This is a genomic window from Nocardia sp. NPDC003726 (genome assembly GCF_053586955.1).
Genome location: NZ_JBSFNF010000018.1, coordinates 132,015 through 154,121 on the forward strand (window position 1 = coordinate 132,015; position 22,107 = coordinate 154,121).

Genomic DNA, 22,107 nt, shown 5'->3' on the forward strand with positions numbered 1-22,107 from the left:
GTCCGACGCATGAGGTCAGTGGCTGTTCTGGCCGTCGACGACGTGATTCCGTTCGATCTCGCGGTTCCGCTGGAAATCTTCGGCCGGACCAGGCAGGAGGACGGAACCGCGGCGTACGAGGTCCAAGTCTGCGGCGTGAACTCCGACGTCCCGTCGAAGTTCTTCGAAATCTCCTGTCTCGGCGACATCGAGTATCTCGAGGAGAAGGCCGAGACCATCGTCGTGCCGGGAGCGATGAGCTACCGGTCGCGGCCGTCGGATCGGCTGTGCAAGGCGTTGGTGCGGGCCCACGCACGTGGGGCGAGGGTGGCGTCGATCTGCTTGGGGGCGTTCACCCTGGCCGCCGTCGGATTGCTCGACGGACGGCGGGCGACCACGCATTGGATGGCCGCCACCGAACTGTCGCGGAGCTATCCGCGGGTCCGCGTGGATCCCACGGTGCTGTATGTGGACAACGGGGGCATCCTCACCTCGGCCGGTGCCGCGGCCGGGCTCGATCTGTGCCTCCATATGGTGCGCAAGGACTACGGGACCGCCGTGGCGGCGGCTACCGCCCGGCTCTCGGTCATGCCACTGACCCGCGATGGGGGTCAGGCGCAGTTCATCGCGGAGCGTCCACGGTCGGAGGCGGACAGCAAGTCCATCAATCCGACTTTGGAGTGGGCGGAAACGATGCTCGGTGAGAAGATCACCGTGCTGGATCTCGCGGACCGCGCCGGAGTCAGCAAACGCACGCTGATCCGGCGCTTCCACGAGCAGGTCCGGATGACACCGAACGAGTGGCTCCAGACCGCCCGGGTGCGCAAGGCCCAAGTGCTGCTCGAGACGACCATCCTCACAATGGAATGCATCACCGACCGAACAGGATTCGCCTCGGTGGCAGCATTCCGGAAAGTCTTCCGCAAGACCGTGGGGGTGACGCCTCAGGCGTACCGGCGAGCCTTCCGCTGACCGGTCGCGCCGCCTGGTATCCGGTTCTCGCCGGGGATTCGCGCAAAACCGAATCCGCGGCGAGAACACCTGGGCACCACGAGAAAGCTCTTCCGACGTTGGTCGGAATGGGTCTGATACACACTTCGCGGGAATATCAAGATCAGCCCGACAACGATGCCCGTCTCGGCGCTGCACCGCATCTGATGGTGAACGCCAAGGTTTGAACGCACTTGGCAGGCTCGTGACTGAGAGCGACCTCGCCGAGGTGGCTGAACCGATCTCGTGGTGGAAGAAGGAGTGGCGCAAGCACTACTCCATCATTTCCGCCACCACGAACGTAGGCGTGCTCCGCTCATCTGATCTCGATCTGTCCAGTCGGTCGGCCCGACTGCTGCGGCAGGTACGGTCCGGCGTAGAGGGCCGCCGCTATGCCCTTCGGCTCGATGCCGGTTGTGCAGGGGCCGTATCGGTGCGCAGGGCGGGTGCGATCCAGGTGGTGAGGTAGGCGCGCAGGGCGGCGCCGGTGCGGGGCGGGCGGCCGGGGTCGATGACGAAGGACTGCACGATCCGCAGCATGTGCTCGACGAGTTCGCCGAGGCGGGCGTCGTCGATGCCGGCCGCTGCCCAATCGACGGCGAAGCGTTCCAGGATGGCGCGGCCGAAGCTGAGCGCGGTGTCCGAGGTGACGCCGGGGGAGAACGCGCCGGCTCGGCCCGGGGTGAGCAGCAGGCCGAGGTAGCGGTCGGTGGCCAGGCTTTCCAGCGTGTAGGCGATGCCTTCGACCACTGCCTCAGCGGGATCGGTGAGGTGGTCGAGGTGTGCGGCGAGGACGTCGAGGAACCGGCCGGTCTCGGCCAGCGCGGTCGCGGTCAGTAGCGCGTCGGCGTTGGCGAAGTAGCGGTAGACGGTCTGGCGGGTGACGCCGAGGTCCCGGGCGATTTCGGTCATGGTGAAGTCGCCGCTGCGCTCGATGGCAGCGCGTGCCGCGGCCACGATGCGGTCCACGGCTTCGGTGTCGTCGGCCGGAGCGGTGCCCGACCAGCCGTGTGTGCGCATCCGGACCCTTCCCAGTAGGCGATCGTGTCGAACCGACCCTAGCGAGTTCCGCGCCCCGGTGAATGAGGTCCCGCACCGAATCCAGACCATACAATACGAGTTGAGTGTATGGTCTGGTCTCATGACGACACATACCGGCCCCGCCTGCCCGACCGGGCTGACCGGGCTCACCGAGGAGCTGACCCGCCGCGCGCTGCGCCTAGTACTCGACGGGACCACCGACATGGCCGCACATCCACTGCGCGTGCCGCTGCACTACTACCGCGATCCGAAGATCACCGAGGTCGAGGAGTCGCAGATCCTGCGCCGCACCCCGCTGATGATCGTCCCCTCGGCGCGTATTCCCGAGCCGAACGATTACGTGGTGCGCAGCGTGCTCGGTGACTCGCTGCTGGTGACACGTGACCGGTCGGGCACCGTGCACGTGCTGCTGAACTACTGCCGCCACCGCGGCGCGCAACCGGCCTGCGGCTCCGGCAAGGCGACCCGCTTCACCTGCCCGTACCACGCCTGGACTTATCGCAATACCGGCGAGCTGGCTGGAGTGCCCGGCAAGGAGGGCTTCACCGGGATGAACCGCGCCGACTACGGCCTGGTCGAGCTGCCGAGTCAGGAACGCCACGGGTTCGTCTGGGCGGTCCTCACCGCCGGCGGCGACATCGACGTCGACGATCACCTCGGAACCATGGGTCCCGAACTGGCACAGCTGGACTATGCGAGCTACGGCTATCACGACGACCGCGAGTTTACCTCCGAGGTCAGCTGGAAAGGTGCGCTGGAAGCCTTCGCCGAGAGCTACCACTTCCCGTTCGTCCACGGCCAGAGCGTCATCGGGCAGAACACCGTCGCCAACACCTCCACCCACGACGCCTTCGGCCGCCACCACCGCATGGGCTTCCCCTTCACCTGGATTCGCGCGCTGGACACCGACCCCGCCGGCTCCTGGGACCCGCTGATGAACATGGGCGTCATCTACTGGATCTATCCGAACCTGGTACTGGCCAACAGCCCTGTCGGCGTCGAGATCCTGGACATGCTGCCCGCCGGCGCGCCCACTCGCTGCACCGTGCGACACAGCTGGATGGCCAAGATCCCCGCTACCAGCGACGAGCAACGCGAGGTCTACGACGGCATCTACGCCCAGGTCCACGCCGCCGTGCGCGACGAGGACTTCGCCATGCTGCCGCAGTGCGGCGAAGGCGTGCGCCAGGGCCAGCACGACCACATGATCATCGGCCGCAACGAGATCGGCGTCCAGCACATGATTCGCACCTTCGCCACCGAACTAGGTGTCGCCCTGGACTACGAGGAGACCACGTGACCACCCCACCCCGGCCCACCGCACTCGACTCGCCGTTACTGCCGAAGATCTTCAAATACGCGGGCCGAGCTCAGGTGTGGATCTACCGCCGCACCGGCGGGCGGCTCGGCTCCCGCTGGCGTATCGGCGCCGGCTTTCGCAAGCCGGTGCCCACCCTGCTGCTCGAACACCGCGGCAGGCGCAGCGGCGCCGGCTACGTCACCCCGCTGCTCTACCGCGCCGACGGCGACGACATCGTGGTCGTCGCCTCGCAGGGAGGACTGCCGAAACATCCGCAGTGGTACCACAACCTGCGCGCACACCCCGACACCCACATCCAGATCGGCCGCGAGCGCCGCCCCGTGTACGCCACAGTCGCCGACCCGACCCAACGCGCCCGGCTCTGGCCGCTGCTGGTCGAGACCTACGCCGACTTCGCCACCTACCAGTCCTGGACCGACCGCGAGATCCCCGTCGTCGTCCTGCGCCGCCGCAACCCCCAACCGGATTGCACCGTTTCCCGGTAGTCGGCCGGCGCGTGGTGCAGGAGACGCCATCGAAAGGGGGAATCAGCAGGGCGCTCCGGTCCCCAGTCTTGGATGCGAAGCGCGACCGAGCCATCGTTTCGGCTGCCTCTCGGTCGAGAGAGCTTCGGCGGGCGGGCGGGATGCTTCACGCCCGGCTCCCGCTCCGGTGTACGTCCCGCAAAGGCGCGGCCACCACAGCCAACCACGCCTACGGCGATCCCGAACGCGCCGCCCGCCAGCTCGACAACACTCACGCGGTGGCCGAGACCCTACATCGACGTGCCGGAGACCGTTCCCGACAATCGGGACGTCCTGGAACGCTAGGCCGGCGGCGACGAGGGCGAAAGTATGAGATTTCGACTGGCTCGGGTCGAATCCGGCCCTATGCCGAGGAACGAGAAAACCCCTTCCGACGCTGGTCGGAAGGGGTTTTGTCTGTCGGGCTGACAGGATTTGAACCTGCGACCACTTGACCCCCAGCTCTGGGCTAATGTCATTTGCACACGTCAAACCCGGTAATAGATCATGCGGCAACATTCCAAACGTGCTGGTCGTTCTCGGCCGCGCATAGCGTGTGGCCCCAGATTGGCCCCAGCTTTCGACAGCCAGCCGAATGCCAAACGGCAGGTTTCTGGTTTGAGTCCGATCGTCGATGAGCACACTCGCGAATGTTTGGGCGGGCTGGTGGAACGCTGGGTCAGCGCCGACAGGCTGATCGATGAACTCGACCGCATCGCCGTGCAACGCGGCTACCCGGCCGCGCTGCGGTGCGACAACGGGCCGGAGCTGGCCGCCACGCGATGGGGGACTGGCTGGTGAACGCGTCGGGCTGGCATTCATCCCGCCGGGCCTGCCCTGTTGATATGCCTCGAAACGACGGTATGCCTGTACTGGTGACGAACTCGTGGCTTGCCATGCACGACAAGACCGTTGAGCTGCAAGAACAAGGACTGATATGACCGGCTGGGTGGAGTTCACTGACGGCCTGACGCAGCACCTGTCCACGTTGTCTGCTGGAACGGTCGTCATCATCGGTGAGGCAGACGAACCGAAGGAGCGCCGCCGCTTCGTCCAATTCTGGCAGCTCGACACCATGATCTGGGCAGAGCTGCCCGGCGACAGCTGACTTGCCCCGACGTGCAAGTCGGAGACTCCCGCGGACAGATCATTGAGAGCGCTGGCTGGCAGCGACCAGACACCGACCACTGTGACAACTGGTGGTGCGAGTTGCGCTGGCCGGCCTCGTCGGACGGCTATCACCAGTTGGCGGCAAGGATGGTCACGGGTCTACGTGACGCCTTCGGAATCGCGGATCCGGCCACGTTGGTGTACGAGGCATGGAACGAGCGCGGCGGCGAGACCGAACTGCCGCTTCTCGGTCTATCGACGAGGCGAGCGCACACCGCAACGAGCGTTGCTCCGAGCTCGAGGAGTTCGCCGCCGGTTGGCGAGTCATGGGAAACTCGGACGTTGTTGATCTCGCCCGGCAGCTGCAGTCGTTGGTCTGGTCATGGCGGATGGGAAACCTGATGCACCTGCTGGCGAAATTCGACTGGCGCGATCCGATCATCCTGTCGAACGCCTGGGTTCGTTTCGACAGCGGCCTCGGGCCCGGCAGCTGCGACGTGATCGGCAACGGCGGTCACGCCGAACGTATCGAAATAGCCTTGACCATTGGCTCCCGACGATGTCGCCGGTCGGGCGGCGGTACATGCGGCGTTCAGTGACATCGCCGCCGCCCTGACCGCCTTACTCGGAGCGCCGACCGCGGAGATCGTCGACTCAATTCCCGAGATCCGATGGACCGGTGAGGAAACAACCCTGCTGTTGACCGATCTGGGCTCTGACGCAATCGCTCGCAGTGGATCTGTTGACTTGCGCGGCGCCTTGGAGGCCGCCGGTATACGGCTGCGCCCCAAAAGTCGCCATCGACAGGACACGCAAAACATGGGCAACTGCCTGGTCGTCGTTGATGACTACTCGATATGAGCTTGTCCGCGAACGGGTGCGTGGGGGTCAGGGGCTCGAGTCCATCTCGTCGAGCGATGCACCTCTGACCCTGATACCGGCGTACGATCGGCGCCATACCAGGTGGCCGCCGAGGGCGACAGCGAGATGTCGTCGTAGACTGCGGACGCCGTCGACCCTGCGGAGGCGCACGACTCCACATAGCGGGGTCGACGGATAGTCCCGCCGCGGCACTGCAGGCGGACCGCAGGCGTTTGGCTGCGCGTATCCGTGATGCGGGAACCGGTTCCGGGATATCGATTTCGCCGATCCGGCATCCGCGTTGTACTCTGGAGCCCTTGCCCTCAGACGGTGAGGTCACAGAAGTGGACCCGCCCATGTCGTTGAATCCCGGCCAGCCTGCCGCGACGGACCCAGGGTTGTTTCCCATTCCGCCGGGGCCAGAGCGCCGAAAGGTCGTCCAGAAGTACCGTGCGTTGGCCGAAGCGATCGGTCGCACGTGGACCGCGACGGTCAGAAGCGACGTCGCCCTGTACCCAGGAAGCCGGTTCGACATCGACTGCGAGCAGGTCGTCATCGACGCGGCCAGCGCGTCGGTCATCGCCCGCACCATCGACCAGCAGTTCGAGAATCTCCTGGCTCCGAATGATCAAGACACCTACAAGGAGTTCCGCGACAATGACACGGACGGTCGAATCGTGCGGGGCCTGACGCTGATTCGCAACGCTGATACCCACGCGGATTCGGTGATCGAGATGGATTCGAATCGTGTGGTCGGCGGTATGGCCGGTTGGCGGGTCTTCCCGGTCTGGAAGGCGCACGCCGATCTGCCCGCCGAGATTCAGAATCTGTCCGGCACCGCTCCTGGGGTACACAAGCGCTACCGGGACTGGGTCGCGGGACGACTGGTAGTGGAGACATTGCTGGATATCCTGCGCTTCTTCGATCGCTGTGATCCGTCACTTGCGCGTCGTTCGGACTCGGGAGACCTTGAGGGCTTTCCGCTTCGCGACTTGGGAGCGCCAGGTTACGACTGCCTTCACCCGTACTGGCTGCGGGAAAACGAGCTCAGCGAGCAATTGCTGGATCGCTTCAAGACCATGGCGCCGACCGGGCTCGGCCGTCGGATCCACCGAGCGGTTCCGCACGCCGATACGACCTTGCTCGTGGGCGTGACGGCACTGGGAGGCCACGGGATGTCGTTCATCGAGTCGGCCGAGCAGGTGGCTCGCGATATCGCGGGCGGATACGTCTACACGGCAGCGACCAGGGACGGCGACGTCGTTGTGGCGCAGCGCGACGGCGTGCTGATGGTGTAAGCCGACGCACTTGCCGATGTCGAGCTGCCCGCGAGCGACGGTGAAGAGTCGCTCGCTCAGGACGGCACCGACGGTCGTATCTGCGCCTCCTGGGAGGCCCAGATGTCCGACGCGTTCTGGTACCGCGAGCATCGACGCCCGGTTCCCTGAGCAGCATCCCAGCAGACGACGAACAGGCCGTAAGAAACGCAACGACCGGGACATCGATGGAGCGAACCGACTGCGGCGAATCCTCGGAGTAGTCCGAGGTGGGGTCGTCGACCTCCGACCGGAGCAACCGTGTCGCGTGGGTGATGGCACCAGTCAGAAGATCGAGTCGTCGGCGTTGGGAAACTCGGCGGTCGGCAGTAGGCCGGTCCGAAGGATCTGTTGGAGAGGGTCGTTGTCGTCCGCTGCCGCCTGACTGCGATCGTAGGCGAGTGATGTCAGCGCGCGTGCTGCGATGTCGTTGCCTGCCACGGCCCACCGGCGTAGCTCGGCGAGGTCCCCTCGAGTCGCGAGCAGATTCGCGAGGGCCGCTGTTGCGTAAGGATCTCCGGCCGTGGTGAGGTCGCGTAGTTCGACTTCGCCCTGTTCGCCGGATTCGGCGAGCAGGGCGGTGAATTTGCGCTTGTCGCCCTTGTACCCGAGCTGGGCTTGTTGACGTGCGAGTACCAGCGCTTCGTCTGTGCGGCCACTGGCCGCGAGCAGATCTATCAGCTCACGGGCCGCGTAGATATCACCCGAACCTTCGAAAATTCTCTGCCACAAAGGGATTGCCTCGATCGTACGGTCTTGCGCCGCGAGCCATTCGGTCGCGACATCAGCGGCAGCGACTTGGCCCGCCTGTGCGCGATGGAGCACCTCGTACCAATGCCCGTTCTGGATCAACCAGGCGGATAGTTCACGTTGCGCGTAGGGGTCGTCGTTGTCGGCTCGACGGCGGAGATCATCAATTCTGTTGGCGGCGAGAAGTATTCTGCCGACGCCGACATCATCGTTCGGGGTGCCGTCTTCCATCTCGGTCGCTAGTTCGAGTGCGTCGTCGACTCTCCCTGCTTCTTGATAGAGGTGTAGCAGGCGCCACCGGCTGTCGTCGTCGTTGTCGGCGTGGTGCCACCGCCGAACCCGTTCGATGGCGGCGTCTATCCCGTTCGTTTCGATCGTTCGGGCGACGGCGGCGGAGCGTGCCGCATAGTTGCCCGCCTCTGCCATCGCGTCGACCTCCTCGAAGCGATCGCTCGATTCGAGAAGTTCCACCAAATAATCGCTTGAGTCGGTACTTCGGAGGACGTCCTCCATTTCGTTCACGCGGCCCAGCTCGGACAGGACCTCGTAAGCCTTCTGCACGGCAGAACGGTTCCCGGAGGCAGCGCAGTCGAGGAGGTAGGCGACCATGTCCTCGATGTCTAGTGTCGCTGTGAGGATTCGGACGATCTCACCGAGCGCCCAAGAGACGTTCGTGTGGTTTGCGACGAGTTCTCGGCACAGAGGTAGCGCTTCTATGTCTGCGCTGGTGGCGACCAGTGCCCCGGCCAATCGGCGCACGTGGTCGAGGTTCGGGCCGGGTGTGTTGTCGATGAGTCGCTTCAGTAGTGGTACTGCCTGATCGGGACTTGCCCGTGCCGCCACCCAGCTCATGACCGGTTCGTCCCCCGAGTCCAGAGCTGCGCGCAGAAGCTCCTGGGCGTGTTCTGGGTAGCCTCGTTCGACGCGGAGCTTGGCGGCATCTAGAAGTGCGCCTGCTTGTCGATACAGGGCATCGGCGACGGAGAACAGGAGTCGGTCCTCAGCACTACGTCCTGCCCGTTCGAGATCTTCGGTGACTGTGATGTGCCGGTGGACGGCGTCCCATGTTTCGCTCGGGATCAATATCCGCTCGCGTACGTGACGAAGATGCTGCTCGAGATAGTCAGCCACGGTGTAGCCCGCGATCTCGCCCAGAGCGTCTCCCGGCACTGTAGGAAGGGCAGCGGTGGCGCCGAACAATAGCTCGGTGCAGTACCGCATCGCTTCGTCGAATGAATCGGGTCGGGCGTGGCGCCGGTGCTCCGGCGCGAGATAGCCAGCCGCAGCGGCGCGCAAGTAGTCTGTCGGCAACGGCCCCAAGACACCTACACGGCGGGCGTCGACAGCTGCGGCGACGACAGCCTGGCCGAACGGGCCCGCCATATCCCATCGCTGGATCAGGGCGGGAGCCGCGGCGAGGGTCTGAACCAGACCGTAGTCACGCACACCGAGCGCCGTGGCGAGACGAGCGTCGCCGATGGCGCGGTCGGCGGCGTCACGCAATTCCTCGTCACTGAGCTGATGGGAGACCTGGACGATCGATGCCAGCTCGCACACCGCGCGGTGTGCGCGATACGGATCGGACCGCGAGGAACCTATCGGTAGATACTCGCGATAGGTTTCCTCCCAGATGGTTCCCACGACCACAACCGGCTCGTTGCGTTGCTGCCAACGGCCGAGGACGATCTCGTCGAGTCCACCGCGGTCGAGATATCGGTCCAGGTTGTCGAGCCATACGATCGACCGCACCGACACCTCGGTCATCAGGTCCTCGAGATCAGCCCGATCGCTCGGACGTACCAACCACCAGTCGGGCAATTGCCGCAGTAACCCTTCCCACGCACTGCGGGACTTACCGACCGACGACGAACCCACCATCAGTACGAAGCCACCAGCCTCGGCAGCGCTGACGAGGAACCGATCGACGTCCACGTCGACGGTCCTGGGGACATAGGTCGGCAGCTGCCCGACCGCTCCTGGTACCTCGATCGGCCGGTGCACACCGAGCAGGATCGGATCCCACTGCTGCACCGGACGGGCGCCGAGCGGCGGTCGCGCCACGCTCGCCGCCGCCCACAAATCCCGGATTCGCTCGATCCGGGGATTCCCTCGCACCAGCGGGGCCTCGCCGACTACCTGGTGGAAGAACACCAAACCCGCAGCGACCGCGACCGTGCTGTGAACACTCGCCGGCAACGTCGGCGCGGTGAGGACCTTGTGAATCGTGTCCACCGACGGCGTCGCCGACGGATCCGACTCCTCATCACCATCGGCGAGTTTCTCGATCCGCACCCGGATCTGTTCCATGGTCGGCTGCCCGACCGCACGGTGCAGTCCCTCCAACTCCGCCTTCAACTCGCGCAACGGTCCCGCAGCCAGCACCGGATAAGCCACCGGGCGCTGCCGCCGAACCGGCCGCCGAGCCACGCCGTCCGCACTCATCCGGAAATCATCCCCTGCCTATCCGACCCGACCGGTATCGACCTGCGTGAACAGACGATCGTCCCGGCAGCTCATCCGCACTGATTCTTCCCCTTATGAGACCCAAAAAGCTGCATTTACAGCACATTTCCATCGAAGGATGTGCCCGGAGCATCCGAGAGGAGGAATGCCTCATGCAAGCCATCACCAAGATCGTCTATGCCGCCAGCGCCTGTGTCATCGCCTGGCTCGCGCTGTGCGCCCTGGTTATCGTGATGACCGGCGACGCCGCCGACATCCACGACGCCGCCGTCTCTACCGTCGTGATCGTGGATCACGCCGCCGACGCGATCCGACAGTTACTTCCCACCAGCAACGCACCAGTCCTGTAGCCCGCCGAGACCACTGGGCCCTCGACCGCATCTGGTCGAGGGCCCAGTGGCGCGTCGGGGCGACAAGGCAGCTGTGAGACCGCCGACGATTTGCGGGGCCAGCGGCCGTGCGGATGGACAACGGGCCGGAGATGATTTCCCACGCACTGCGACGGTTCTACTCGAACGCGGTCGGAATGGTCTAGATCCCGCCGGGCACGCCATGGAACAACGGGTTCATCGAGTCGTTCAACCGGCGGTTGCCCACCGAATGCCTGAACCGCAACCACTGGACCAGCCTGCTCGAGGCCCGGGTGGTGATCGGTGACTTCAAGGACGAACACAACACTCGCCGGGCGCGGGGAGGTCCTTCGTGCTGTGAGCCCGGTCAGGGGCAGCGATCAGGTCGAGTCCGTCGCCGCTACTCGCTGGAGCGTTCCCGCGTCTCCTCGATCACCGCGTCTACGCAGTGCTGCAGCACCATCATGTCGAGCGTGAAAACCTCATCTAGATCGACTTCCGCCGGGTTGTCGATCGTCGTGTACACCATGATGCCTGCCCAAAACCGTTTTATGGCCTTTAGTATCTCCACTGCCTCGACAAACAGATCGGTGTCGAGCCGCTCGTCCGGATCGACTATGTACTTGATGAGTTCGTGGGTGACGGCGTGCCGGTGGTTGTAGATATCGTTCAGCCGATCGGCCTGCGTCATGGTGATGGCTTCGGACTTGACCAGCCAGAGCAGCGAAGCCCGAAACTTGTTCTTCGGCGCCAGATCCAGCACGTTGCGCTGGTAGGCGTCCTCATTGACGATGCCGCGGCCGGAGTCATCCCAGCCCGCGTTGTAAAATTCGCGAACCTCGTCAAGCACAACCAGTTTCAGCCGCTCATGGATCATCTGGAGCAGGCTGGCGAACATCAAGGCGAACCGGATGTTCTCTGGCTGCAGCTTGGCTTCGACTGCCCGCTTGTATCCCTCCGGATCGTCGGCATATCCCCCTGCATCAGTGTGTCGAAGCTGGCGGTGTTCGGCATCAGAATTTCGGTGGCGGTTATAGCCACCAAAACCCTGTGGCTAGCTGCGTGTTCGCGCCCGGCACGTCTTCACCACATCCTTCCGGATCCGGCCCCTGGACGCGATGTAGCGATCCTCACGCGCCGACGTAGCCGAATGGCCCGCGACCCGTACGGAGGCCAGATGGTCCGGTGTCACGAGGGCGGGGGTCGAGTCTCGCCATGCAGAAAGATCCCAACGACTCGCGGTGGCGGCGGAGAGGTGACGATGCCGGCCAGGCGGAGCTTCTCAGGAGAAGAACCTTGCCTGATGAAGACCCTGGTCTCCGTGCCTCCACCGCCGATCGGAGCGTTCCGTTGACAGGGCGAGCCCCGCGTCGCAGGTTGGTGCCCTCGGCAGGACACGCACAACATGGGCAACTGTAAAACGCCTGGTCATCGCGGGGACGTACCCAGTGTGAGGATTGCGGGGATGGCTCCCGTTCCCATGTTCGATGTGACCAGGGCAGGATTCGAACCTGCGACACCCGCTTCAGGAGAGCCACCCACTCCATGTTTGTCGGTATTGTCCGCGTTGGCAGGGCTGGCGACACGGCGGCGAGCTGCATGGCTGATGTTGGCCATGTTGTGCGAGACGCGAGGGTGCACAGCTGTGCTGCGTACTTTCTGCGTACTAATTGTCACCGGAAGGTGCTCAAAGTTCGCCTGCTAGTTCGGAGCGCATTGCAGCGTAGAGGTCTTTGCGCATGGGCAGTCCGGCTGCCACCTGTTCGGCAAAGGCCGGACCATCGAGCTCTCTCGCTGCATTCGCCAGGCTCCAGAGGTGAAGCGTCGGCGCTCGGGCCGCCTCGCATGTCGGAGCCCCAGCGGTGATTTGGAGTACGTGTTCGGCTGCTTTGAACGTGTTCGTCTCATCTGGCGCGAAGGTCTCAAGAAGCGGGAGTCCGGTCCGGCGCTGAGCCGGATCGGCCGCTTGTCGCTCTTGGTGTAGCACCAAGATGCGATCTCGAAGAGTGCTGTAAGCCGAGAGGTAGTTTAAGCAAGCCTGGCGAACTTCTTGCCGGCGTCCATCACGAGCAGTGATCACCCGTTGAGCTTCGGCGACTGCTCGTTGTTGGCGAGCCATTACGAGGCTCGTGACCGTAGTGCTGACAGCCGTAATCGCGACTCCGGACACGGTCCCGGTCACCGCGATCCATGCAGGATCCACCATGACATTCTAGGGGCAACCAGATGGTCGCCTGGACTAGGAAGCCTGTCCAATTGCCTTCGCGCGGTCTGCTTTCTCGTGCAACTGGTCCAGCGCCGAGATGAACTGCTCGTAGGCGTTGTCTCCCACCGCGGTCACCATGGGGCCGCCGCCGTCGCCGCTCGGGTCGCTGTCGAGGCTGGATTCGCGGCGAGTCGCAGCGACTCGCGAACCGATACGGCCTGCACAGAGGCACTGTAGCCGGGTACGCGTTGGCCCGCGTCACAACGCTACGGCTGCAATGGATCTCGTCTCGACCATCGACGAGACCGAATGGAAGAACCACCATGTCGACCATCCTCAAGAGCCTGCTGCTGACTGTCCTCTCCCTGCTGGCCGTCCTCGCCGGGATCGGTGCAGCACTGCTGGCGAAAGCCGACGGCGCCACCGTGCCCGCCAGCCTGCGGGCTGGCGCAATCGGTCAGAGGTAGCGGCTGGATACTCGACGTTGAGGACTGGCGTCAATAGTAGGCGGCAGCTGTGTCGCCGGATGCGAATGCTGCGGCGGCGACCTACCCGGACGTAACGCCGTGTCGTAAACCTGGCTCGAAGTAATCTGCCGTCGCTTCGCGCATTTGCTTGCCTGTGGTGATGGCGGCTGGACCCAGAACTGCGTCGATCGCTACTTTCGTCATCGGCGAGTCTGGTATGGCCGGTTTCTGAATCAGACGCGTCTAGCGTGTTGTGCCGGGTGTCTGGTATTGGTTCGAGCCTGCGGCGACCATGCGTTCGAGCTCGGTCAGGGCTCCTTCGAACTGCTGTTGCCAGCTTCCGGTCTCGGCTCGGAGGATCTCCGTGAGAGTGTCGGCAAGTTCGCGCAGTCGTTCGAGCTTCATGCTCCATTGTTCCGGTGCGGTTGAGTAGGTGAGAGCAAGCCAATCAACATGGAATCTCATCATGCATGCATCGATCGATTGCGCCGCCGAAATGTCCCGTATCCAGGCCGACGACAGGCCGAACAGGCTGTCGAAGGCATAGCACGAAGCAGCTAACCCCAGGCATGCGTATCCCAGTTGAAGATTGAGCGGAGTTCTCACGAGCCCGGTCACCAGCGGGGCGAGTCCGCCCAGCGCGGCGAGGAAGATGGCGGCTGCTCGCAGCATACGCGACAGTCGTCGCTTCCAGCGTTTATCGGACAGATACCACTCGCGCAACGCGCGTGCGTACTCCTCGACGTGGGACCGCAGCAAATTCACCGCCTCTTCAGGACTGTCGGCATCGATCTCAGCCCACGCGAACGCGCTCAATCGGGCGTCGGTTCGGACCGAACGGGGATGCGGCGTTGCGGGAAGTCTCACTGATCATCTCTCGGCATTCGGCGAATCTTTGTCGTACGTCCGCTGGGACAACGTCGAGATAGTCGGCGGCAGGTACTGCGGGATGGTTTGCCTACTCGGTCAGTACCACTGCGCCGCTGGACACTAACCGCAGGCGCAGCTCGACGGGGACACTGCGGTCGTTCCAGAGTCTTTCGACGGCGTTCAGGATCACCACCGAAACGTCTCGGGTAACGATCTGTTTGCGCGAGATCGCAAAGTCCATGAGCGTGTACAGGTCGATTACCTGTCGGGCCGGTGCGACGGTTGTCCCGTATTCCGGCTCGCCGATCATGTCGACGACTTGGCTTCGAGTGAACGACCAATCCTGCAGTGCGTCATGGAACGGAGGTTCGACACTTGGATCGAGATCGCCGTGGTAGTACAGAAGATAGGCGCGGTTCAGATCCCGACGTTGCGCGGAGGCGTCGAGTTCTCTGACGAAATCCAGTGCGCCGTCTAGGCTGCCGCAATGGCACAGGGCCCACATCAGGCTGTTCCGGAGAAACGGATCCTGTTCGTCGGCCATGAGTTCGGTCAAGTGTCCAATCCCGGCGTCGGTGCCTCGGGAGATGATGTAGGCGACCAGGTTGCATACGGTCAGGCGGACATTGCCGACATAGCCCGACTGCTGGACATGGTTGTACAGGTCAACGAGGACGGTGCCGGAGGTGCTGCTTTTCGTGCGCAGCTGTTCGGTCAGGAAGTGGCGCACACGTCGCGGCAGATCGAATTGGAGGCGCATGGCCATCTCGTGGTGATCGAGTTGCTCTCCCGCGCAGAGGGCGTCCCTCACCGAGTCCGCAAGCAAGTACTCGAAGAAGGAGTAGTGGACGAACTGGCTATATTCCTTCCCTGCGGTGGAAAAGTCCAAGACGAACGACAGTGATCGTCTCAGTGTTTCGGGGGAGGTGCCCGGCATAGACTTGAGAAGTATTTTTTCGAGAGCGGTGTAATTGATTTGGTCATCGATTAGCAGCCGCTTCTCGAATGACATTCTGGCGGCGAGACGCCAGATGTCGAGAACGCTGGTTTTCGATACCTCAGCGATGAGGGTGGTCTGGCATGCTGACGACAGTCGGTCGAGATACAGGTCGTACAGGCTTGAGGGGCCCGTGACCAGGTCGGCCGATTCAGTGCCGACATAGGTAAGCATCCTCGCGAACAGCGGGCGGCGAACCAGACCCCGGAACACGTCTGACTCGCGCACCGTGTGAAGGATATCGGTGGTCTCCAGAAGGCTCGCGCCCACCAGCTTCCGCACGTATTGGGTGAATTCGTCTTCCACCGACCATTCTTTGATGGAGTACATCTGGTCGAAGATGGTCGTGGGAATCCACCGGACCAACACCTCTTCGTATTCGCGGCGGCGGCACGTGACGACCACTGCGAATACTCGCACCAGAGTCTTGATCAGGTCGGCGGCGAGGCTCGCTTCCTCGGCGTCGGTAGTGAGCTCGTCGATGCCGTCGATGATGAACAGGATCGATGAGGACGCAGAATCGGGTATGGTCTCATCAAGTCCGTGGCGTTCGCCGAAGGTGCGAACATCAGAGGCGCGGAGAATGACAGGGAGCATCCCGGCGTCGCGCGCGGCCAACGCGAGTTCGTAGACAGCGACGCTCTTCCCGGCCCCGGGCTCACCGAGCAGGATGGTCGATCGCTGGTCGACGCTGAACCGGCGCGCGGTGTCGCGCAAGTACTCGTAGTCTCCGATGTTGCGCCTCTGGTATAGGCTAATCCGTACCGGAACGTTCACCGACTGGCTGATCAGCTCACCGATTGTCAGATCGAGAGGGTAGGCGGTCCGGCGCCGCCCAAAGGACTCGACGCTCGATCGGCTGAGTCGTTCCCATCGGGACGGATGCCGGTCCTCGTCGTCAAAGGTAGCCGGTGTCAGGGTGTGGCCCTGTCGGCGACGCAGCGCCACCGTGGCCGAAGACGCACCGACGGGCAGGAGCGCGGAGTCCATCTGCCATTGGCCTGCCCGGGGGACCCACACACGCGGCCAGATCTGCAGGGTGGGGCCATGGCGGATGTCGCGACTGATGGTGGCGATGGAGTAGCTATAGCTTTCGGCCGCGATCCAGTTGCCGCCGCGGCGCATATAGCCGACACCCGCACCTATGGAGACCATGCCGTCGTCTCGCAGAATCTGGTGTCTTCCGGTGCGCAGGATGTGGAGATGGCCGTAGAGATGGATGTCGAATAGATCGTTCACCAATGGTTCAAGTTCGTCGCCGTCGGAGAGCCACGACAGCGGGTGATGCGACAACAGGACGCGGACGGTGTTCCTTTCGGCAGGTGCGTAGGCGGGGCGGAGCTGGCGGTGCCCGAGTTGGAGGCGACCTTCGTCGGTGTCGTCGTTACAGAGCAGCGCGGTATTGGTTCCGATGAACTGGACAGTGAGCTCGCCAGTCGTGATGGTCCGCTCCCAGCCGTCGAGTGAGCCCTCGGTCGTGATGCCCTCGTCGAGTTCTTTGAGTTCGTGTAGGAGAGCGGTGTATCCGCTCAGTCGCTCACCCAGGAGCAGGCGATCGTCGCCGCGGGCGAGTAGGTCGTCGATCGACTCCTCACCGCGGCGGGCGGCTTCGATCATCCGATGTGCCGCCCGGTCTTCGCTGGTGGTGCGTTGAATATCGTGGTTTCCGGGGACCACGAGGATGACCGAGACGGTGCCGATTGCACTGACCACGTGCCGAATGAAGTCGCTGGCCTCGGCGAACTCTGAATCGGATACAGCTCCTCCAGTCGCGGCGATATCGCCGGTCAGGACCAGGACACTGGGGGATGGCGCACCGTATTCGGCACGGTGTCGGATGTCGGTGAGCATTCGTTCGCAGATCATGCGGCGATGCTCCCGGTCGGCCGCTTTCTGGTCGCCGAAATGCAGGTCCGAGATGTGGATCCAGGACAGTCGCGGAGGGAAGTCACTCGTCATAGGTCCAGCTCTGGGTGCGTTGGCGAACCTGGTCACTGAAGAAGAGCTGAACCAGCAGGTCGCGAACCTCCATGCCCGCCGGGGTGAGCCACAACCAGCGGTCGTCACCGTCGACGAGACCTCGTTCGAGGAGACCGTGCAGCGTCTGGCCGAAGTGTGCGGTCACGTCCTCGCCGAACATGTTCCGGTACCGGGATCTGTCCAGGCTGTGGATTCCGAGGATGACCGCTTTGCGGCGTCGTTCGTCTTCGGTCATCGGTATTCCGTTGGGTGTGTTGAGCCACCCGAACGACGGGGAGTCCATGTAGAGCGCGAGCGTCTTGTTCCTCGCGTTCACGCTGTATCCGTTCCGTAAGTCGATGTGTTTGAAGTAGCTGCGTGCTCCTGCTCCGAGACCGATCAGCGTGCCCATGCTCCAGTGGTATTCCTTCTGGAGGTAGCCGCCTTCGCCCTGCTTCCACCGCACGTGGGTTTCACGCTCGTATCCATTGTCGGTCAGCATCGAGTGTGCGGTGCGGAACATTTCGCGCATGACGGAGCCGTGTGGCCTGGTGTAGGACAGCCGGTCGAATCCGGTGTTGGGTCGTTGGGTCCACGCGTAGGCGCAGATGGTTTCGGGCGCATGATCGATGGCCATCTGTACCGATTTCTCCCACGCCGGCATTGACTCGCCGGGCAGTCCGAAGATGAGATCCACGCATACATTGCGGAAGCCAGCGGCTACAGCGGCCTCAACCATGTTGTGCTGATGTTCGATGGAGTAGTTGCGCCCGATCATCCGCAGACCGGTGGCAGATGTCGTCTGTAAGCCCATAGATACTCGCTCGAAGCCCACGTCTCTCAACGCCCGAAGATAGTCCGCTGTAACCGTTTCCGGCGAGACCTCGATCGCCAGTTCCTCGGTGCGATCGGCGCCAAGGTGCTTGCGGAGCGACGTTAGAACCCGCTCAAGTTGCTCGATCGACAGGATGGAGGGAGTTCCTCCGCCGAAGTAGATCGTCGGCCAATTGTTGGTGGCTGACAACAGTCCGGCGTCGGCGTATGCGCTGATCTCGACGTCAAGTCGGCGAATGTACTCATCGACTGCGTCGTCGTGGCGATGGGCGGTGGTGTAAAGATTGCAGAAACGACAGATCTGTCGGCAGAAGGGGATATGGATATAGATGTTGACGGGTTCGTTGGGCGGTAGCGAGGTCGAGACCTCACTGATCAGCTGGTCGGGCGCAAGGTCGAGGTCTCTGTAGGCCTGACGAGGCGGATACATGTAAACGTAGTCGGCGTAAGAATTATTTACAATCGCTTTGTCCAGGTCCGTGAGACAAGCGGCTTCGAGCATCATGGGAGGTCCTCGCATAAATATTCAGCTGATCGAAATGACGTTCTGGTCGACCTTGGCGATGAAATTCTTGGTGTTCTCGGACAAGTGGGCGGTCATTGCTGACAGCTCGGGCATGCTCCAGTACCGGATATCGTCGAATTTAGCTGGCTCGCCAATTTTAGGAACGTATCCGTTCGTACGCGCCAGATACCATGTGTAGGAGATCGTATAGCCGTCTTCGCGGAAGGATTCTGTGCCGAGTTCGCGGACGATGTCGACGGTGATACCGAGTTCTTCATAGGCTTCGCGGGAAGCTGCGGTGGCCGCATCCTCGGAAGGCTCAATCTTACCTCCTGGGATTTCCCATTGTGTACGATTGCTAGTATTTCTGTGGAGGAGAAGTATCCGGCCTTCTCCATCGGGTATTATCACTCCTGACAATTCCATGGGCGAACGGCCTCCTTGTTCATTCAAATTTGGTTTGGTTGTTGATGTTCGACCGCGAGTAGGTTTCGGGCCTCGGCTAACACGATCGTGTGCGCTGCTTGAATTCCTTGCATGACGTGCCGCATTCCCGTGCCAAATGTGTACCGACTAATGTCAACGGTGACGTCGATTTTTCGCAACTCATTCAGCCGGTCGTAGTCGGCTTCCATCTCATATAGCGACGAGAATTGTTGCATGGTCGACCGATCCTTTTCCTCCACCAGTGCCGTAGCCTGACCCACGTTCATAATCGGCTTTGTTCCCTGAGAGACCAGGCATTTCAGGGCGCGGGACTGCACGTCCGATCGCAGGTAGATGATGGCAACCGCCTCACTGATCGACGGATATTTTTGAGCTAGAAACGGCAGGCTCCACGAGTCGAACACAGTGGGCTGAGTTCCACCGGCGATACTCATGAGGCGATTGTCGACTGCTGCGTCGGAGCGTTCGTCCCTACGCCGTGCATTCAGCGTTGATGCGTCTGCGATCCAAATATCGTTGCGACCCGAGTTTCGGTAATTTAGTTCATGATAAAGTAGGCTCGACGCAGACAGATAGGACATCGACAGTTGCTGCGCAAGTAGGGTTGCGTGTGTGGTCTTGCCTGCTGCGGAATAGCCGGTGACGCAAAGGTGTCGAGGATTGTGCTGGCGGGATGCACTACTGTTCGGCGGTGGATTGGTATGCATGGCTAACGATCTCGTTGTTGAACTGCATACCGAGACTGCCGAGCTTCTGGTCTGCTTGAGCACCGGTTCGTGTGCTCGCCTCTGGGGCACGTGACTGATGCCAGCATGGATGCATAATGCCTTAGTCTCGGGTCGGAGTCCACTTCATGGCGCCCTTGCTGATAGTTGTGTCCAAATAGTATCGACGAGACCGGTCTGCACGTTTTCCTTTTCGGAAGCCGTACTCCAGGATCCCTTTGTGATGCTTTGGTTTGTCGGTTCCGCTGACGGCGGATCGAGGTCGAGGTGGCTGCGTGGCTTGTGCCCGATCGATAAGGTTGTCTCCGCGGCCAGCGAGCTAAGGTATGGCTGCCCAACCATCGGTTCGGCATCGACCACGTCGAGTTGTCTTCGCGCCCATGTGGCCAGTATCGACTTGCTGGTTAGGCCGCGTCTGGCACAGTACAGAGCGCACACGAGCGTCCGGTCATCTGTGAATGCTCTTGTTTCTGAGTTCATACGTACGCGGGTTGGTCGGATCCGATGGCACGCTGACGTATTGGCCGCACACAAGATCGGGCGCGCCCATGATCTCGATGATGGAACCACCTCGAAACGCCCGCCGGTCGAATCGGACACCGAGCGTCCCAGTAATGACCGGAGGGCTGGACGGGCCGCGCTATTCGAAGTGATATGAGGTTCGGCTGAGGTGAGTGCAAGGAGCCTGAATCGGCTGAAATATCAGTACGAGAATGTATCGCCGAGTGAGTACGAGAGTTGAGGTGTGCATGCGGTGCAGTCCGTACTGGCAGGATAGGGCTACTCGGGCTGCTTGTCGATATCGGGTGCGGACGGAATCGTTTCGGCAACAGGACTGTGGATGCCCGCTCACGTCGGGTTTGACCACGGCAGCATCACAGCAGTCGACAGGCGCGGCTTTCACCGAGCGCGGTGTGCAAAAGCGCGGGTGCGCGCTCGGTGCCAAGACGTCCGAGCCGCAGATGTCCCTAGGGCACGCGGCCCGCGTATCGGTGCTCGAGCGCTCGGCGCAAGGAGACGCAGCGTGGGCGATCATTTGACCTGTTCGATTGTCTCCGTCGACCCTCAGATCGTTCATGGACGATCGCCGCCGAACCTCGCCTGCAATCATTGAAGACGAGGACCTGATCGATTCGACACGAACCCTCTTCATAGCCCCTGTCGGGGCTGAGCAAGCGGCAATCACGAACCGGTCAGCCTTAGTCCGACAAGACATCTCTGGGAAGGATCCGCCCGATGAGCCATACCGATGGTCCGTCGCCTTTCGATTCGGCACCGACTGCTGAGGAGTCGCGGTCCCCCGAGCAGGTGGCCTGGGCCAAACTGAGGCACCTGGCCGCGCACGGCACGGGCCTGCCCGCTCCGACCTTCGACGAACTGGGCATCGTTTGGGTCCACGACGTGTGCGAACGATTGGGGAGGTACCGGCGTGCCGACTTCGAGCCCGACATCACGGTGGACGTGGCCAAATCGCAGTGGCGCGAAACTTGTGCACTGGCAGGGTCGATTGCCGAGACACTGATGCTGGGAGCCGCGGCGGCCGTGGAGATCATGTGGCACGACAACGCCATGCGCGGGGGCAAGGAGCCACTCGGAATGGGGTTGGGGCAAAGGTTCTTTGCCGATGCCCTAATCGAGACCACGGTCGCTGCCGCGCATCGCCTCATCAACCTCGTCGCTCGCGTCATGCGCACCGACGCCGATACCTGTGCCCGCATGGGTGGGCATGGGCAACTCAAGGAGTTGGGGCCGGGCTACGTTCCATTCGAAACCATCGCCGAACGTGCCTGGCCGCCGCTGAACAAGACGAAGGTGGACGCGCTGCGCACAGTCGCAGACCCAGCGAGTACCTCTATCCATGCGATGCTCAATCACCTCGACGCTCTCGTCTTGTCACCGGAGTGGGAGCTGGCCTTTATGCATCGAGCTGCCAACTTTCACCGCCTGCGCCTTGAGCATCCCTACGTTGCCGGAGTCGACCCTGGGACCGGTCGCGTCCGGAATATCCTCGACCACGAGGGCAAGATCATCGGCCGTTCGTTTCATTCACGCCCAGCTCCCTACACCGCCGCTGAGGGGTTGGACACCCAGGTAGTCACCGACGCTCGCGCGTTCTATGACGCCACCGCACACGCCGCGGGCAAGGTAATCACCACCATCGTGGACGGCTTGCACGATCTCACAGGCAACGTCAGCATCGTCGCTACTCCAACGAGTTACGAGGTGCGCTATCAGTAGTCGAGTTGGGCAACCGAACCCTCCTGCCCACAGCTGAGGCTGTTAGCAAAACGTACGAATTGGGTTGCGTGGCGAGGGTTTCATTGAGTGTCGCAGGTACCGGTGATCGGCAGGACACACGAAACATGGGCAACTGCAAAACGCCTGGTCATAGTGGGTGCGTATCCGGTCTGAC

General features: G+C 62.7%; 19 protein-coding genes and 2 pseudogenes. 13 read left to right on the plus strand and 8 right to left on the minus strand.

What is annotated here, in order from left to right; genetic code table 11:
• Positions 1-9: 9 nt before the first annotated feature.
• Positions 10-951, plus strand: coding sequence for a GlxA family transcriptional regulator (locus ACWDMM_RS23165; protein WP_195081555.1), 942 nt, complete (start codon positions 10-12; stop codon positions 949-951).
• 408 nt (positions 952-1,359) lie between these two features.
• On the opposite strand, the gene ACWDMM_RS23170 is transcribed toward ACWDMM_RS23165, so the two are convergent.
• Complete coding sequence (locus ACWDMM_RS23170; protein WP_449939464.1) at positions 1,360-1,989, minus strand: TetR/AcrR family transcriptional regulator; 630 nt, start codon at positions 1,987-1,989, stop codon at positions 1,360-1,362.
• A 121-nt stretch (positions 1,990-2,110) separates the two neighbouring features.
• Between ACWDMM_RS23170 and ACWDMM_RS23175 the strand changes: the two genes are divergently transcribed.
• From ACWDMM_RS23175 to ACWDMM_RS23210, 8 genes and pseudogenes are all read left to right on the plus strand, one after another.
• A complete protein-coding gene (locus tag ACWDMM_RS23175; protein ID WP_195081557.1) occupies positions 2,111-3,310 on the plus strand; it encodes an aromatic ring-hydroxylating oxygenase subunit alpha in 1,200 nt (399 codons plus the stop codon).
• Positions 3,307-3,816 (plus strand): nitroreductase family deazaflavin-dependent oxidoreductase, encoded by a 510-nt coding sequence (locus ACWDMM_RS23180; protein WP_357106201.1) that lies wholly within the window; start codon positions 3,307-3,309, stop codon positions 3,814-3,816. Before ACWDMM_RS23175 ends, ACWDMM_RS23180 begins: the two co-directional genes overlap by 4 nt.
• 645 nt (positions 3,817-4,461) lie before the next feature.
• Positions 4,462-4,672: pseudogene (locus tag ACWDMM_RS23185) on the plus strand (IS3 family transposase); the annotation flags it as partial.
• 99 nt (positions 4,673-4,771) lie between these two features.
• Positions 4,772-4,942, plus strand: coding sequence for a TY-Chap domain-containing protein (locus ACWDMM_RS23190; protein WP_449939467.1), 171 nt, complete (start codon positions 4,772-4,774; stop codon positions 4,940-4,942).
• Positions 4,943-4,953: 11 nt separating this feature from the next.
• Positions 4,954-5,346 carry a TY-Chap domain-containing protein gene (locus ACWDMM_RS23195; protein ID WP_449939469.1) on the plus strand — a complete coding sequence of 131 codons (393 nt, stop codon included), beginning with the start codon at positions 4,954-4,956 and terminating at the stop codon, positions 5,344-5,346.
• The gene (locus ACWDMM_RS23200; RefSeq protein WP_449939536.1) at positions 5,271-5,543 is read left to right on the plus strand and encodes a DUF6301 family protein; all 273 of its coding nucleotides are present in this window, start codon (positions 5,271-5,273) and stop codon (positions 5,541-5,543) included. The genes ACWDMM_RS23195 and ACWDMM_RS23200 overlap by 76 nt, the downstream gene beginning before the upstream one ends.
• Complete coding sequence (locus ACWDMM_RS23205) at positions 5,491-5,805, plus strand: DUF6301 family protein (protein WP_449939471.1); 315 nt, start codon at positions 5,491-5,493, stop codon at positions 5,803-5,805. The genes ACWDMM_RS23200 and ACWDMM_RS23205 overlap by 53 nt, the downstream gene beginning before the upstream one ends.
• 356 nt (positions 5,806-6,161) lie before the next feature.
• On the plus strand, positions 6,162-7,103 hold the full coding sequence (locus tag ACWDMM_RS23210) for a hypothetical protein (protein ID WP_449939473.1): 942 nt from the start codon (positions 6,162-6,164) through the stop codon (positions 7,101-7,103).
• Positions 7,104-7,406: 303 nt separating this feature from the next.
• Here the strand turns inward: ACWDMM_RS23210 and ACWDMM_RS23215 are convergent, their stop codons facing one another.
• Positions 7,407-10,313, minus strand: coding sequence for a hypothetical protein (locus ACWDMM_RS23215; protein WP_449939476.1), 2,907 nt, complete (start codon positions 10,311-10,313; stop codon positions 7,407-7,409).
• A 173-nt stretch (positions 10,314-10,486) separates the two neighbouring features.
• On the opposite strand from ACWDMM_RS23215, the gene ACWDMM_RS23220 reads away from it, so the two are divergent.
• Together ACWDMM_RS23220 and ACWDMM_RS23225 are read left to right on the plus strand one after the other, a co-directional pair.
• Positions 10,487-10,684, plus strand: coding sequence for a hypothetical protein (locus ACWDMM_RS23220; RefSeq protein ID WP_449939479.1), 198 nt, complete (start codon positions 10,487-10,489; stop codon positions 10,682-10,684).
• Positions 10,685-10,869: 185 nt separating this feature from the next.
• Positions 10,870-11,007, plus strand: a pseudogene (locus ACWDMM_RS23225) (integrase core domain-containing protein); the annotation flags it as partial.
• 77 nt (positions 11,008-11,084) lie between these two features.
• On the opposite strand, the gene ACWDMM_RS23230 reads toward ACWDMM_RS23225, so the two are convergent.
• Positions 11,085-11,582 carry a hypothetical protein gene (locus ACWDMM_RS23230; RefSeq protein ID WP_449939482.1) on the minus strand — a complete coding sequence of 166 codons (498 nt, stop codon included), beginning with the start codon at positions 11,580-11,582 and terminating at the stop codon, positions 11,085-11,087.
• Positions 11,583-13,213: 1,631 nt separating this feature from the next.
• On the opposite strand from ACWDMM_RS23230, the gene ACWDMM_RS23235 reads away from it, so the two are divergent.
• A complete protein-coding gene (locus ACWDMM_RS23235) occupies positions 13,214-13,357 on the plus strand; it encodes a hypothetical protein (RefSeq protein ID WP_449939485.1) in 144 nt (47 codons plus the stop codon).
• A 243-nt stretch (positions 13,358-13,600) separates the two neighbouring features.
• On the opposite strand, the gene ACWDMM_RS23240 is transcribed toward ACWDMM_RS23235, so the two are convergent.
• The 5 genes from ACWDMM_RS23240 to ACWDMM_RS23260 form a co-directional block, all read right to left on the minus strand.
• Entirely contained in the window at positions 13,601-14,173 is a 573-nt protein-coding gene (locus ACWDMM_RS23240; RefSeq protein WP_449939488.1) for an SLATT domain-containing protein, read from the minus strand.
• Between the two features lie 142 nt (positions 14,174-14,315).
• Positions 14,316-17,183, minus strand: coding sequence for a metallophosphoesterase (locus ACWDMM_RS23245; RefSeq protein ID WP_449939491.1), 2,868 nt, complete (start codon positions 17,181-17,183; stop codon positions 14,316-14,318).
• Positions 17,173-18,522: a coproporphyrinogen-III oxidase family protein gene (locus ACWDMM_RS23250; RefSeq protein ID WP_449939493.1), complete on the minus strand. Its 1,350-nt coding sequence runs from the start codon at positions 18,520-18,522 to the stop codon at positions 17,173-17,175. The genes ACWDMM_RS23245 and ACWDMM_RS23250 overlap by 11 nt, the downstream gene beginning before the upstream one ends.
• A 21-nt stretch (positions 18,523-18,543) precedes the next feature.
• On the minus strand, positions 18,544-18,948 hold the full coding sequence (locus tag ACWDMM_RS23255) for an NUDIX hydrolase (protein WP_449939495.1): 405 nt from the start codon (positions 18,946-18,948) through the stop codon (positions 18,544-18,546).
• Positions 18,949-18,971: 23 nt separating this feature from the next.
• Positions 18,972-19,403 carry a hypothetical protein gene (locus ACWDMM_RS23260; protein WP_449939498.1) on the minus strand — a complete coding sequence of 144 codons (432 nt, stop codon included), beginning with the start codon at positions 19,401-19,403 and terminating at the stop codon, positions 18,972-18,974.
• A 1,527-nt stretch (positions 19,404-20,930) separates the two neighbouring features.
• On the opposite strand from ACWDMM_RS23260, the gene ACWDMM_RS23265 reads away from it, so the two are divergent.
• Positions 20,931-21,932, plus strand: a complete 1,002-nt coding sequence (locus ACWDMM_RS23265) for a hypothetical protein (protein WP_449939501.1) — start codon at positions 20,931-20,933, stop codon at positions 21,930-21,932.
• Positions 21,933-22,107 lie beyond the last annotated feature (175 nt).

Excerpts from the sequence above, each read along its gene's own strand:
- ACWDMM_RS23235 (WP_449939485.1), top strand. The coding sequence starts at position 13,214 with ATGTCGACCATCCTCAAGAGCCTGCTGCTGACTGTCCTCTCCCTGCTG.
- ACWDMM_RS23255 (WP_449939495.1), bottom strand. The coding sequence starts at position 18,948 with ATGGAATTGTCAGGAGTGATAATACCCGATGGAGAAGGCCGGATACTT.
- ACWDMM_RS23175 (WP_195081557.1), top strand. The coding sequence starts at position 2,111 with ATGACGACACATACCGGCCCCGCCTGCCCGACCGGGCTGACCGGGCTC.
- ACWDMM_RS23245 (WP_449939491.1), bottom strand. The coding sequence starts at position 17,183 with ATGACGAGTGACTTCCCTCCGCGACTGTCCTGGATCCACATCTCGGAC.
- ACWDMM_RS23230 (WP_449939482.1), bottom strand. The coding sequence starts at position 11,582 with ATGTTCGCCAGCCTGCTCCAGATGATCCATGAGCGGCTGAAACTGGTT.
- ACWDMM_RS23200 (WP_449939536.1), top strand. The coding sequence starts at position 5,271 with ATGGGAAACTCGGACGTTGTTGATCTCGCCCGGCAGCTGCAGTCGTTG.
- ACWDMM_RS23165 (WP_195081555.1), top strand. The coding sequence starts at position 10 with ATGAGGTCAGTGGCTGTTCTGGCCGTCGACGACGTGATTCCGTTCGAT.
- ACWDMM_RS23210 (WP_449939473.1), top strand. The coding sequence starts at position 6,162 with ATGTCGTTGAATCCCGGCCAGCCTGCCGCGACGGACCCAGGGTTGTTT.
- ACWDMM_RS23170 (WP_449939464.1), bottom strand. The coding sequence starts at position 1,989 with ATGCGCACACACGGCTGGTCGGGCACCGCTCCGGCCGACGACACCGAA.
- ACWDMM_RS23190 (WP_449939467.1), top strand. The coding sequence starts at position 4,772 with ATGACCGGCTGGGTGGAGTTCACTGACGGCCTGACGCAGCACCTGTCC.
- ACWDMM_RS23220 (WP_449939479.1), top strand. The coding sequence starts at position 10,487 with ATGCAAGCCATCACCAAGATCGTCTATGCCGCCAGCGCCTGTGTCATC.
- ACWDMM_RS23260 (WP_449939498.1), bottom strand. The coding sequence starts at position 19,403 with ATGAGTATCGCCGGTGGAACTCAGCCCACTGTGTTCGACTCGTGGAGC.
- ACWDMM_RS23215 (WP_449939476.1), bottom strand. The coding sequence starts at position 10,313 with ATGAGTGCGGACGGCGTGGCTCGGCGGCCGGTTCGGCGGCAGCGCCCG.
- ACWDMM_RS23250 (WP_449939493.1), bottom strand. The coding sequence starts at position 18,522 with ATGATGCTCGAAGCCGCTTGTCTCACGGACCTGGACAAAGCGATTGTA.
- ACWDMM_RS23265 (WP_449939501.1), top strand. The coding sequence starts at position 20,931 with ATGAGCCATACCGATGGTCCGTCGCCTTTCGATTCGGCACCGACTGCT.